Below are 12,612 nucleotides of genomic sequence, written 5' to 3'. Positions count from 1 at the left end.
ACGAAACACCCCGGGGTGATCCCTAATCGGTTTCCGGTGCCCGATTTGCCGCGTTCGCGTCAATGATCGAGACGATGCGCTCGAGGTCGTCCACCGAGCCGAATTCGAGCACGATCCGGCCCTTGCGGCGGCCGAGGTCGACCTTCACCCGGGTGTCGAACGTGTCCGAAAGCCGGTTCGCCAGCTCCTGCAGTCCGGGCGCCTGGATCGGCTTGCGCGGCGCGGCCTTCGGCTTCGCCGGCTTCTCGCTCTTCTTGAGCGTGACGGCTTCCTCGGTCGCCCGCACCGACATGCCTTCCGCGACGATCCGCGCGGCGAGCTCCTCCTGGCTCTCGGGGTCCTCGAGCGACAGCAACGCCCGCGCGTGACCGGCGGACAGGACGCCCGCGGCCACCCGGCGCTGCACCGGCAAGGGGAGCTTGAGGAGCCGGATCGTGTTGGTGATGACCGGACGGCTGCGGCCGATCCGGCTCGCCAGCTCTTCGTGCGTGACGGCGAACTCGTCGAGCAGCTGCTGGTACGCCGCCGCCTCCTCGAGCGGGTTCAGCTGGACGCGGTGGATGTTCTCCAGGAGCGCGTCGCGCAGCATCGACTCGTCGGCGGTCTGCCGGACGATCGCCGGGATCGCCTCCAGCTCCGCCTGCTGCGAAGCACGCAGCCGACGCTCGCCCATGACGAGCTCGTACTCGTTGTCCCCGAGTTCGCGGACGACGATGGGCTGCATGAGCCCGAACTCGCGGATCGAGTGCTCGAGCTCGGCGAGCGCGTCTTCGTCGAAGACCTGGCGCGGCTGCTTCGGGTTCGGCTTGATCGAGCTGACCGGGATCTCGCGGTAGACGGCACCGGCGACCTCGCCGCTGTGCGCCTTCGCCGCGCCGTTGGCCGCGAACCAGCCCTTGTCCTCGGCGGCCTTCTTGTCGGCCGCCGGGTCACCGGGCGCGGGCAGGGGGCCGCCGCCGGCCGGTCCGGTCGGGATCAGGGCGGCGAGGCCGCGCCCCAGCCCTCCTCTGCGCTCGGTCATGTGGAACTACCCCTCTCCAACTGTGCGCCGCGCACGGCGATCTCCTTGGCCGCGTCGACGTAGCTCATTGCGCCGCGAGAACCCGGGTCGTACGCGAGGACGGTCTGGCCGTACCCGGGCGCCTCGGACACCTTCACGCTGCGGGGAATGACCGTCTTCAGAACGGTGTCGCCGAAGTGGTTCCGGACCTCGTTCGTCACCTGGTCGGCCAGCTTGGTGCGGCCGTCGTACATGGTGAGGAGGATGGTCGAGACGTGCAGCTCGCGGTTGAGGTGCTGCTGCACGAGCTCGATGTTGCTGAGCAGCTGCCCGAGCCCTTCGAGCGCGTAGTACTCGCACTGGATCGGGATGAGTACCTCCTGCGCGGCGACCATCGCGTTGACCGTGAGGAGGCCGAGCGACGGCGGGCAGTCGATGAAGACGTAGTCGACGCCGATCTCGTTGAGGATCTCCGAGGAGATCGCTTCCTTGAGCCGGGACTCGCGGGACGCCATCGAGACGAGCTCGATCTCGGCGCCGGCGAGGTCGATCGTGGCGGGAACGCAGAAGAGGTTCGGGGACTGCTCGGTCGCCTGGGCGGCCTCCGCGAGCGTCACCTCGCCGATGAGCACCTCGTAGATGGACGGTGTCCCGGACCGGTGGTCGACGTCGAGCGCCGTGCTGGCGTTGCCCTGCGGGTCGAGATCGACGACGAGCGTCTTGAGCCCGTGCAGCGCGAGCGCGGCGGCGAGGTTGACCGTGCTCGTCGTCTTGCCGACGCCGCCCTTCTGGTTGGCGACGGTCAGCACGCGGCGACGGCTGGGTCGGGGGAGTTCGCCCTCCTTCGGGTGCAGCAGACGCGCGGCGCGGGCGGCTTCTTCGGCGATCGGGGTCCAGCCCACGTCGGGGGTGGTCTCCGTGGAGTCGGACGGCGGGGGATTCACCGGTCTCGACACCTCCTCCATGTAGACGTCTGGTCGGTGGTCGAGTCGCGTCGTTTCACGTGGAACATCGCGACCCGCTAGCGCTTCCTGCTCCGCGCCTTCGGCTTGCCGGCCGTCGGCAGGCGACGGATCTTCACGACCGTGCTGCGCACCTCGAGTACCGCGGCGCCGCATTCGACGATCAGAGGGTCAGCCCCGCCGGCCTTGCGGATGGCGGCGCCGTCCCGGTCGATCTCGTCCGCCGCGCTGGCCCCCTTGAGAGCGACCAGGAAACCGTCGGGACGAACGAGCGGCAGGCACCAGTCCGCGAGCCGGGCGAGTGGGGCGACCGCGCGAGCGGTGACGATGTCGGCGCCACCGAGCTGCTCACGCACAGGCCGCTCCTCCGCGCGTCCACGGACGATGGTGATCGGGAGTTCCAGCTTCTCGGCCACCTCGGCCAGCCAGTCCACCCGGCGGGCCATCGGTTCGAGCAAGACGATATCGAGGTCCGGTCGCGCGATGGCGAGCGGTACTCCCGGAAGCCCCGCTCCCGAGCCGACGTCAACGACCCGGACCCCTTCGGCCATCTGCTCGCCGATGACGGCCGAGTTGAGGACGTGCCGCTCCCACAGCCGCTCGACCTCCCGCGGCCCGATCAACCCGCGCTCGACGCCGTGGCGCTCCAGGAGTTCGACGTACCCAGCGGCTTGGTCAACGTGCGCACCGAACACCCGGTCCGCCGCGGCTCGTGTCGTCTCCGCGGCCTGCTCCAAGCTCACTCCGTCTACTCCTCGTCCGCGCGTTTCACGTGAAACGGCGCTGTGTCGATTGTCCCCGATGCCGAGGAGAAAACGAGCCGACAGACCGCAGATGTGGACAACTCCACTCACCCGGCGGCGGCTGCGGCCGGTTCCACGTGAAACAACACCGCTGTAGTTCGTCGCCCACAGCCCACAAAGAAGCGGCCCCATCCGAACCAGTCGGATGGGGCCGCTTCGGTCGATCGCGTCTCAGGACTCCGGGAAGATCACCACGCGGCGCTTCGGGTCCTCGCCCTCGCTCTCGCTCGTCACGCCGGCCACTGCCGCCACGGCGTCGTGGACCACCTTGCGCTCGAACGGGCTCATCGGCTGCAGCCGCACGCGCTCGCCGCTCTGCAGGACCGACTCCGCTGTCGAGCGGCCGAGCTCCTTCAGCTCCTCGCGGCGGTCCGCGCGCCAGCCCGCGATGTCCAGCATCAGGCGGCTCCGCGAGCCCGTCTCCTGCTGGACGGCCAGACGGGTCAGCTCCTGCAGCGCCTCGAGCACCGTGCCGCGGGGACCGACGAGCTTCTCGAGGTCCTCGCCGCCGTCGATGCTCACGATCGCGCGGCCGGCCTCCACGTCCAAGTCGATGTCACCGTCGTAGTCGAGCAGGTCCAGCAGGCGCTCGAGGTAGTCGCCGGCGATGTCACCCTCCCGCACGAGGATGTCGTCGTCGCCACCTCCCGCCTTCTGCTCGGCCGCCTCGCCGGTGGTCGCGCCCGGGGCCGCGTCGTCCTGATCGGTGTCGATCGTGTCGATCGTCTCCGACATCATTCGTCTCCTCTCCGAACCGGTCGCGTCTCAGCGACGCTTCCGGCCCGACTTCCTGGTCGAGTCTTTGAGAAGGCCGGGCACGCCGGTGCCGTTGTCCTTCGAGCCGTTCTGGCCGTTCGTGTCGGCCGGGGTCTTGTCGCCGTCGCTCGCGGAGGCCGCCGTCGCACCCGACGCGGCGGGCGTGGTCTGCGCGAAGCCGTGGGCCGAGCCGGCCTTGGTGACCTTCTTCTGGCCACCGGTCTGCGCGGACTGGTTCTTCTTCTGCTGGACCGGCTTCTGGCCGACCTTCGGCGCGGCCGGCTTCTGCCCGGGCTTCGGGCCGAGCGACGAGCGCTTCTCCGCGGCCTCCGCCTTGCGGGCCGCCTCTTCCTTGTCGATCTTCGTGTAGACGAGGCGCTGCTGCATCAGGGTCCAGCCGTTGTTCGCCAGCCAGTAGAAGAGGAGGCCGAGCGGGAACAGCGCACCGAAGACGAGGACACCGAGCGGGAAGATGTACATCGTCAGCTTGTTCATGATCGCGGTCTGCGGGGTGGCCGATGCGGCGTTCTGCCGGGCCACCGAGTGCCGCGCGGTGAGGTGCGTGGCGATCGACGCGACGATCATCAGCGGCAGCGCGACCGGGAGCACGCTCCAGTGGAAGCCGACGTTCGTGGCGCCGCCGCTGACGACACCGACACCGTTGTAGACGGCCTCACCGAGGTTGACGCCGAAGAGCTTCGCGTTGACGTACGACTCGACGTCGTGCTGGCTGAAGAAGTAGTTCTCGGTCTTCACCCCGCCACCGGGCGGCGGCATCGTGAACGCGCGCAGGACGTGGTTCAGGCCGATGAACACCGGGATCTGGAGAAGCATCGGCAGGCAGCTGCCGAGCGGGTTGACGCCGTGCTCCTTCTGGAGCTTCTGCATCTCCGCGGCCTGGCGCTGCCGGTCGTTCGCGTACTTCTTCTGGATCTTCTTCATCTCCGGCGCGAAGTCCTGCATCTTCTTCATCGACCGGACCTGGTTCACGAACGGCTTGAACATGATGCCGCGGACGGTGAACGTCAGGAAGATGATGCCGAGGATCCAGGCGACCGCGGTGGATTCCCCGAAGACGAACCCGAAGACCTTGTGCCAACACCAGAGGATGAAGGACACGGGGTAGTAGATGAAATCGAGCACTGCTGCTACTCCTCGATCGGTGTTTCAGGTCGTCGGTGGCGCCACGAGAACTGCTCGGGTACCGGGTCGCGGCCGGGCGGGGTCCACGGGCCGCAGCGCAGCAGCCGGCGCAGCGCGAGGTAGGAGCCGCGGCCGGCGCCGTGCCGGGTGAGGGCTTCGACTGCGTACGCGCTGCAGCTCGGGTAGAACCGGCAAGCCGGCGGAAGGAAGGGCGAAATCGCCTTGCGGTAGAGCTTGATGGGGAGGAGCAGGACCCAGGCGACGGGACCGGGCCGCGGGGGCGCGGGCTCCACGTCGTGCTCGTGGGATTCGTGCTCGGAGGTGGCTCGCATGCCGGTCACACCGCTGATCCGTGGTCGGGGGCCGCGTCCGGGGGACGCGTCGGGCGGGGGACATCCCCGGCCGGACGGCGCGACGGTGAAAGACCCAGCCGACGCAACGCGGCGTCGAGATCGGCTCCGAGCTCGGCGCTGGACGCGTTCGCGGACGGCGGCAATGCCCGTATGACCAACGCGCTGCCGGACGGCAGGGTTCCGAGGCGGGCCGAAACGAGGTGACGCAACCGCCGGGTGACGCGGTGGCGGACCACCGAGTTGCCGACGGCCTTGCTCACCACAAAACCCGCCCTGGCCACCGGCGGCGTGCCGGTGGCCTCGGACGGGTCCGTGGTCAGCGCGTGGACGACGAGGCGGCGCCTGCCTGCCCGGGACCCGCGACGGAGAACCACGCGGAAGTCCTCACTCCGCCGCAGACGTGCGGCAGCAGGCAGCACGGCGCGCCCCGACGTGCCGGATCAGGCGGACAGCGCGGCGCGGCCCTTGCGACGGCGGGCCGCCAGGATGGCCCGGCCGGCGCGGGTGCGCATGCGCAGGCGGAACCCGTGGGTCTTCGCGCGGCGGCGGTTGTTCGGCTGGAAGGTGCGCTTACCCTTGCTCACTGCTTCTCCTGTGTGTCGCGTCGGGCGGAAAGATTCCCTTCCCGCCTGGCGTGTCGTGCGGGCGCACGGCAGTCTCTGGTGTCTCCTACCAACGTGTGGCCTCGTCACGACGAGCGACGACAACGTGGGCACGCGAAACGCACCCGTCGCATACGGGAGACCTTACGAGGGTACGCACCCCCGTCCGGCGGTCGGTAAGCACCCCCTCGGCCACGGTCCGCGACCGGTGCGCCGGCCCCGGATCGTCGACGCCGGGGCACCGAATGGCAACACGCCGTACACCGTGAAATGCTGGCGGCCCAGGATGCCTTGTGGCAGCGGGCGGGGCTTGTTAGCGTGCCTCTCTCGGGTCACCGGTCGAGGTGCACGAGTATCCGGGTGGTGGAGTGCCCACCGGCTTACGACGAGCCCGCAGGTGGCGTCGCCGCGGGTCGCCGTACATTAGTGCACAGCTGTGGACAACTATGTGGATATTCGCCGTGCCGACGCGCACGCAGGTCCGCCGGTGAGTGCCGGGCGGGGTGACCGGGGGCGTTCGGCCGTCCACGCCGACGAGGGGAGGGGAGCCAGACAGGTGTCGGAGCACCAGCACAACCTGGGCGTCATCTGGGAACAGGTGGTCCGCGAACTGTCCGACGGGACCCTGTCCCCCCAGCAGCGTGCCTGGATGCGCGTGACCCGCCCGATCGGCCTGCTCGACGGCACGGCTCTCCTGGCGGCCCCCAGCGACTTCGCGAAGGAAGCGATCGAACGCGGCCTGCGCGGCGCGATCACGGACGCGCTCTCGCGCCGGCTCGGCCGCGCCATCTCGCTCGCGGTGAAGGTGGACAGCGCCGAGGCCGTCGCGCCGGCGCCCGCGCCCCGCTACGCACCGTCACCCGGCCGGGTGGAAAACGGCGCGAGTCCCGAACCCGCTCCGCCGCTGCCGGCCAACGGCGCGCCGATGATGCCCCCGCCGCGACCCGACCCGGCGCCGCCGCTGCCGCCGCACCAGGCCGTCGCGGCGAAGCCGGACGACGGCGACGACACCGACGAAGAGGTGGACGAAGAAGGCGAGGCGCTCGCCGCCGTCCACGAGATCTGGCCGACGTTCTCCGGCCAGCCGATCGCCGGCCAGCCCTACACCGCGCCGGCCCAGCCGCAGACTTCCAAGACGAAGCTGAACGAGAAGTACACCTTCGACACCTTCGTCATCGGCGCCTCCAACCGCTTCGCGCACGCGGCCGCGGTCGCCGTCGCCGAAGCGCCCGCCCGCGCGTACAACCCGCTTTTCATCTGGGGCGAGTCGGGCCTCGGCAAGACTCACCTGCTGCACGCGGTCGGTCACTACGCGCAACGGCTCTTCCCCGGCATGCGCGTCCGGTACGTCTCGACCGAAGAGTTCACGAACGACTTCATCAACTCGCTGCGCGACGACCGCAAGGTCGCGTTCCAGCGGCGCTACCGCGACATCGACATCCTGCTCGTCGACGACATCCAGTTCCTGGAGGGCAAGGAAGGGACGCAGGAAGAGTTCTTCCACACCTTCAACACCCTCCACAACGCGAACAAGCAGATCGTCGTCAGCTCCGACCGGCCGCCGAAGCGCCTCGAGACCCTCGAAGACCGGCTGCGGACGCGGTTCGAGTGGGGCCTGATCACCGACATCCAGCCGCCCGAACTGGAGACGCGCATCGCGATCCTCCGGAAAAAGGCGGCACAGGACAGGCTGGCGGTGCCCGGCGAGGTCCTGGAGTTCATCGCCTCGCGCGTCGAGGCGAACATCCGGGAGCTCGAGGGCGCCCTCATCCGCGTCACCGCGTTCGCGTCGCTGAACCAGCAGCCGGTCGACGTCGGGCTCGCGGAGATCGTGCTGCGGGACCTGATCCCGGACTCGCACGCGCCGGAGATCACCGCGCCGACCATCATGGGCGTCACGGCGGAGTTCTTCGACGTGACGCTCGACGACCTGTGCGGGCCAGGCAAGACGAAAGCGCTCGCCACGGCCCGCCAGATCGCGATGTACCTCTGCCGCGAGCTGACCGACATGTCGCTGCCGAAGATCGGGCAGACGTTCGGCGGCCGCGACCACACGACCGTCATGCACGCGGACAAGAAGATCCGCAAGGAGATGGCCGAACGCCGGCGCATCTACGACCAGGTGCAGGAGCTGACTTCGCGCATCAAGCAGCGCGCGCGTCAGTAGCCGCTCTTCCTTATCCCTCAACGGCTGCGGGGCGTCCACATCGGATGGACGCCCCGCAGCCGTTTCATGTGTGTGCCCAATTTGGACGCGAAGCACGCGTACGCGCGCGAAGCAGCGAAGGCGCGTACGCGTGCTTCGTCATGAGGCGGAAACCATTGATACACAAGGAAGTTTCCCCATGGTGTGGGCAGATTGCCCACAGTGCCAACGGATCTCCCACCAGCGACGATCCGGATTACGTCCACACCCCGCCCACAGGAAGTCCACAGCCCGTCCACACCTTTGTCCACGGGGATTCCACAGGTTGCCCACATTGTGTGCACAGGACAGCCCGGTCACTCGGTAGGGCGATTCGGACCACCTCGCGCACCCCCAGACCCTGGGGACGGATGGCCGCACACCTGGGGACAACCATGGGGACAACTGGGGACAGCTGTGGACGAACCGGGGCGCGCCCGAAACCATCCACGGACGCCCCGATCTGCCCACAGGTCCGCCACCATGGTTACCCACACGCCCGCGCCCGCTCCGACCTGCGCGAACGCCCTCAATCCACACAATCCACACCGCTTACTACTGCTACTGCCCTTAGATCTCTTCTAAGAGAGAACAAAACAAAAACAGGCGGCGGACGAAGTTGGGGACAGCCGCGAGACGGTGTCGTCATGTCGACAAAGTCAAGGGGAGGCCGAGGTGACGGCGGGCCCCGCGACGGCCTAACGTGGACGCCTGCACCTGGTCCGCGCTCCGGCCGCTTCCGCGGAGGGCGGACCGGCCGGAGGGGGCAGCCGGTCACTGTCCCGCGAGAACGAGGCCTGGCCCGAGCCGGCAGTGGCTCGGTCGTCGAAAGGATGCGCGCATGAAGATCCGCGTCGAGCGTGACGGGCTCGCCGACGCCGTCGCGTGGGTGGCCAGAAGCCTGCCCTCCCGGCCGCCGGTGCCGGTACTGGGCGGTGTCCTGCTCGACGCCGGTTCCGACGGCGACACCGACGCCCTCACCGTCTCGGGGTTCGACTACGAGGTCTCCGCCACGGTCGGCGTCCCGGCGACGATCGCCGACGGCGGCCGCCTGCTGGTCTCCGGTCGCCTCCTCGCCGACATCACCAAGGCGCTGCCCGCGCAGCCGGTCGAGATCTCCGTCGACGGCGCCCGCGCGACCATCACGTGCGGCAGCGCGCGCTTCTCCCTGCCGACCATGCCGGTCGAGGACTACCCGCAGCTGCCGTCCCAGCCCGCCTTCGCGGGCGAGCTCGCCGGCGACGCGTTCGGCCAGGCCGTCACCCAGGTCGTCGTCGCCGCGGGCAAGGACGACACGCTGCCGATGCTCACCGGCATGCGGCTCGAGATCTCCGGCAGCTCGCTGACCCTCGTCGCGACCGACCGCTTCCGGCTCGCCATGCGCGAGTTCACCTGGCAGCCTGCCGAGGGCCTGGCCGACGCCGCGGTCCTCGTCCCGGCGCGCACGCTCGCCGAGGCCGCCAAGACGCTCGGCGCGAGCGGCGCCACGATCCGCCTCGCGCTCGCCAGCGGCGAAGGCCTGCTCGGCCTGTCCGGTTCCGGGCGCTACACGACGACCCGGCTGCTCGACGCCGAGTTCCCGCCGTACCGGCAGCTGCTGCCCGCGTCGCACACCTCACGCGCGGTCATCGACGTGTCGGCTCTCACCGAGTCCATCAAGCGCGTTTCGCTGGTGGCGGAGCGGGGGACTCAGGTACGACTGGAGTTCGGGGACAACACGCTGCGGTTGTCCGCGGGCGGTGACGACGAAGGCAGTGCCGAAGAGGAGCTGCAGGTCGAGTACGAAGGTGAGCCGGTGACCATCGCGTTCAACCCGGGTTACCTCGTCGACGGCCTCGGCGCGCTGCACAGCGACCGCGCGGAGCTGACGTTCACCACGCCGAACCGGCCCGCGCTCATCAAGCCCGCCGACGCCGAGGGCAACGTCGTCCCCGGCTACCTGTACCTCCTGATGCCGGTCCGCCTTCCGGGCTGACCCGCAATTTCCTGAGCACGTAAGGGGATCTCATGGTTCAGCTCGGTCTGATCGGCCTGGGCAAGATGGGCTTCAACATGCGTGAGCGGCTGCGCGCGGCCGGTCACGAGGTGGTCGGCTACGACCGCAACCCCGATGTCAGCGACACGACGTCGCTCGAAGACCTGGTGTCCAAACTGGACGCCCCGCGGATCGTGTGGATCATGGTGCCGGCCGGCGAGCCGACCCGGCAGACCGTCACCGAGCTGGGCAACCTGCTCGCCGAGGGCGACATGGTGATCGACGGCGGCAACTCCAAGTACACCGACGACCGGCTGAACGCCGACCTGCTGGCGGCGAAGAAGATCGGCTACCTCGACTGCGGCGTCTCCGGTGGCGTGTGGGGCAAGGAGAACGGCTACGGCCTGATGGTCGGCGGCGCGGCCGCCGACGTCGAGCGGGCGATGCCGATCTTCGACGCGCTGCGTCCCGAGGGCCCGCGCGAGGAAGGCTTCTCGCACGCGGGTGACGTAGGCGCGGGTCACTACGCGAAGATGATCCACAACGGCATCGAGTACGGCATGATGCAGGCCTTCGCCGAGGGCTTCGAGCTGCTCGAGGCCGCGAAGGTCGTCAAGGACGTGCCCGCGGTGATCAAGGGCTGGCAGCGCGGCACGGTCGTCCGGTCGTGGCTGCTCGACCTGCTCGTGCGCGCGCTCGACGAGGACCCGGAGCTGGACGACCTCGAGGGTTACGTCGAGGACTCCGGCGAAGGCCGCTGGACGCTGGAAGAGGCGATCAACAACGCGGTGCCGGCGCCGGTCATCTCGGCCGCGCTCTTCGCCCGCTTCGCCTCGCGCCAGGAGCACTCGGCCGCGATGCGCGCGGTCGCCGCGCTGCGCAACCAGTTCGGCGGGCACGCCGTGAAGAAGGTCGGCGGGTAAGGAGCAGCTGGTGTATCTGCGTCACCTGCAGGTCACCGACTTCCGCTCCTGGCCACAGGCCGATCTCGCGCTGGAACCGGGGCCGACCGTGCTGGTCGGCCAGAACGGTCGCGGCAAGACCAACCTGCTGGAGGCGATCGGGTACGTCGCGACGCTGGGCTCGCACCGCGTCGCGACGGACGCGCCGCTGATCCGGCACGGCTGCGAGCGCGCGCTCGTGCGGGTCGCGGTGGTCAACGACGACCGCGAGCTGACCGTCGAGCTGGAGATCACCGCCGGCCGCGCGAACCGCGCCCGGGTCAACCGCGGCGCGGTCGGCCGTCCGCGTGACGTACTCGGGATCCTGCGCACAGTGCTGTTCTCGCCGGAGGACCTGGCACTCGTGCGGGGTGACCCGAGTGAGCGAAGACGGTTCCTCGACGAGCTGCTCGTGCTGCGCGCACCGCGGTACGCCGGCGTCCGGGCGGACTACGAGAAGGTGCTGAAGCAGCGCAACGCCCTGCTCAAGACGGCCGGGAAGCGACGTACGGGCCGCGAAGACCCGTACGCGCTGTCGACGCTCGAAGTCTGGGACGACCATCTCGCTGTGGCAGGCGCGGAGCTGCTGGCCGCGCGGCTGAACCTCGTCGCCGACCTGGCGCCGTACGCGGCTTCGGCGTACATGGGCGTGGCGCCGGACTCGCGGCCGGCGAAGATCGCCTACCGCTCTTCGCTGGGGGCGGCGTTGCCGGAGACGTACGGCGTACCGGATGGCGAGCTGGCGCAACCGGAAGTCCTCAAAGACGTCTTACTCAAGGCGCTCGGTGAAGCCCGGAAGGCCGAACTGGAGCGCGGGATCAGCTTGGTCGGCCCGCACCGGGACGAGCTGGAGCTGATCCTCGGCCAGGCACCGGCCAAGGGGTACGCGAGCCACGGCGAGTCGTGGTCTTTCGCCCTCGCGCTGCGGCTCGGCAGCTACGAGCTGCTGCGCGCGGAGGCGGGCGAGCCGGTGCTGCTGCTCGACGACGTGTTCGCCGAGCTGGACCGCAAGCGCCGGGCCCGGCTGGCCGAGGTGGCCGCGAGCGCCGAACAGGTGCTGGTGACCGCCGCCGTCGACGAAGACGTACCCGCGGAGCTGGCCGGCTGCCGGTTCCTGGTGGCGGATGGTGAGATCACGCGTGGCTGAACAGGGCGAACGAACACCTCGTGTGACGGGCGACACGAACCGTACCCAATCTGGGGACAAACCTGTGGACAGTGTGGATAACGCGGTGAATGAGTTATCGCTGCCCGTGACCCCGCGGCCAAATGAGTGGCCTCAAGCGGCCGGTGAGGCCCCTGTCGATACTGCACGTGACAGTGACGTTGGGCCGAACGGGGCTTCCCTCACCGGTCGCGACCTCGCGCACGCCGCCCTCGAAGCCGCGAAGGCCAAGGCGAAGGAGCGCGGCGTCCCGCCAGGACGGCGTCGCCCCACGGTCGGCGGCGGCCAGAACCCGCGGCGTCGCCGCTGGTCAGGGCCGGGCGCCGACCCGCGGGACCCGCAGCCGCTCGGCCGGCTCGTCTCGCGGCTGATGCGCGACCGCGGCTGGAACGAGAACGTCACCAGCGCCCGCGTCTTCGCCCAGTGGGCCCGGCTGGTCGGCGAAGACGTCGCCGAACACGCCCAGCCGGTCGCGCTCAAGGACGGCGAGCTGACCGTCCGCGCCAGCTCCACGGCCTGGGCCACCCAGCTCCGGTTGCTGCAGGGCAAGCTACTCGCCAAGATCGCGGCGGGGGTCGGCAACGGCGTCGTCAAGCGGATGCGGATCCAGGGCCCGACCGCGCCGAGCTGGCGGAAAGGGCCCCGCCACGTGCCGGGCCGCGGCCCACGTGACACGTACGGCTGACCCGGGTTGCGCGATGCTCGGTTGAATGCCCCGAGAACGCAT

Annotated in this window: 13 protein-coding genes; 5 read left to right on the top strand and 8 right to left on the bottom strand. The window is 69.7% G+C overall.

The window, feature by feature from the left end:
• Positions 1–22: 22 nt before the first annotated feature.
• The 8 genes from BT341_RS06075 to rpmH all read right to left on the bottom strand — a co-directional run bounded on the left by BT341_RS06075 (position 23) and on the right by rpmH (position 5,601).
• Positions 23–1,021, bottom strand: a complete 999-nt coding sequence (locus BT341_RS06075; protein ID WP_072475332.1) for a ParB/RepB/Spo0J family partition protein — start codon at positions 1,019–1,021, stop codon at positions 23–25.
• Positions 1,018–1,944 carry a ParA family protein gene (locus tag BT341_RS06070; protein WP_072475331.1) on the bottom strand — a complete coding sequence of 309 codons (927 nt, stop codon included), beginning with the start codon at positions 1,942–1,944 and terminating at the stop codon, positions 1,018–1,020. Before BT341_RS06070 ends, BT341_RS06075 begins: the two co-directional genes overlap by 4 nt.
• A 77-nt stretch (positions 1,945–2,021) precedes the next feature.
• Positions 2,022–2,705 carry a 16S rRNA (guanine(527)-N(7))-methyltransferase RsmG gene (rsmG, locus tag BT341_RS06065; RefSeq protein ID WP_072475330.1) on the bottom strand — a complete coding sequence of 228 codons (684 nt, stop codon included), beginning with the start codon at positions 2,703–2,705 and terminating at the stop codon, positions 2,022–2,024.
• Between the two features lie 231 nt (positions 2,706–2,936).
• Complete coding sequence (locus BT341_RS06060; protein WP_072481802.1) at positions 2,937–3,500, bottom strand: Jag family protein; 564 nt, start codon at positions 3,498–3,500, stop codon at positions 2,937–2,939.
• A 30-nt stretch (positions 3,501–3,530) separates the two neighbouring features.
• Entirely contained in the window at positions 3,531–4,664 is a 1,134-nt protein-coding gene (yidC, locus tag BT341_RS06055; protein WP_072475329.1) for a membrane protein insertase YidC, read from the bottom strand.
• A gap of 5 nt (positions 4,665–4,669) precedes the next feature.
• Positions 4,670–4,996 carry a membrane protein insertion efficiency factor YidD gene (gene yidD / locus BT341_RS06050; RefSeq protein WP_072481801.1) on the bottom strand — a complete coding sequence of 109 codons (327 nt, stop codon included), beginning with the start codon at positions 4,994–4,996 and terminating at the stop codon, positions 4,670–4,672.
• A 5-nt stretch (positions 4,997–5,001) separates the two neighbouring features.
• Positions 5,002–5,436, bottom strand: coding sequence for a ribonuclease P protein component (rnpA, locus tag BT341_RS06045; RefSeq protein WP_072475328.1), 435 nt, complete (start codon positions 5,434–5,436; stop codon positions 5,002–5,004).
• A 21-nt stretch (positions 5,437–5,457) separates the two neighbouring features.
• On the bottom strand, positions 5,458–5,601 hold the full coding sequence (gene rpmH / locus BT341_RS06040; protein ID WP_043787046.1) for a 50S ribosomal protein L34: 144 nt from the start codon (positions 5,599–5,601) through the stop codon (positions 5,458–5,460).
• Between the two features lie 574 nt (positions 5,602–6,175).
• Here rpmH and dnaA point away from each other — a divergent pair.
• From dnaA to BT341_RS06015, 5 genes are all read left to right on the top strand, one after another.
• Positions 6,176–7,786, top strand: coding sequence for a chromosomal replication initiator protein DnaA (dnaA, locus tag BT341_RS06035; protein ID WP_072475327.1), 1,611 nt, complete (start codon positions 6,176–6,178; stop codon positions 7,784–7,786).
• An 859-nt stretch (positions 7,787–8,645) separates the two neighbouring features.
• Positions 8,646–9,779, top strand: a complete 1,134-nt coding sequence (dnaN, locus tag BT341_RS06030; protein WP_072475326.1) for a DNA polymerase III subunit beta — start codon at positions 8,646–8,648, stop codon at positions 9,777–9,779.
• A 32-nt stretch (positions 9,780–9,811) separates the two neighbouring features.
• The gene (gene gnd / locus BT341_RS06025; RefSeq protein ID WP_072475325.1) at positions 9,812–10,702 is read left to right on the top strand and encodes a phosphogluconate dehydrogenase (NAD(+)-dependent, decarboxylating); all 891 of its coding nucleotides are present in this window, start codon (positions 9,812–9,814) and stop codon (positions 10,700–10,702) included.
• Between the two features lie 10 nt (positions 10,703–10,712).
• Positions 10,713–11,867, top strand: coding sequence for a DNA replication/repair protein RecF (recF, locus tag BT341_RS06020; RefSeq protein WP_072475324.1), 1,155 nt, complete (start codon positions 10,713–10,715; stop codon positions 11,865–11,867).
• Positions 11,868–11,973: 106 nt separating this feature from the next.
• Positions 11,974–12,570 carry a DciA family protein gene (locus BT341_RS06015; RefSeq protein WP_072475323.1) on the top strand — a complete coding sequence of 199 codons (597 nt, stop codon included), beginning with the start codon at positions 11,974–11,976 and terminating at the stop codon, positions 12,568–12,570.
• Positions 12,571–12,612 lie beyond the last annotated feature (42 nt).

Source organism: Amycolatopsis australiensis (assembly GCF_900119165.1).
Classification (GTDB): Bacteria; Actinomycetota; Actinomycetes; order Mycobacteriales; family Pseudonocardiaceae; genus Amycolatopsis; species Amycolatopsis australiensis.
This window is presented reverse-complemented; position numbering and strand designations above follow the sequence as displayed.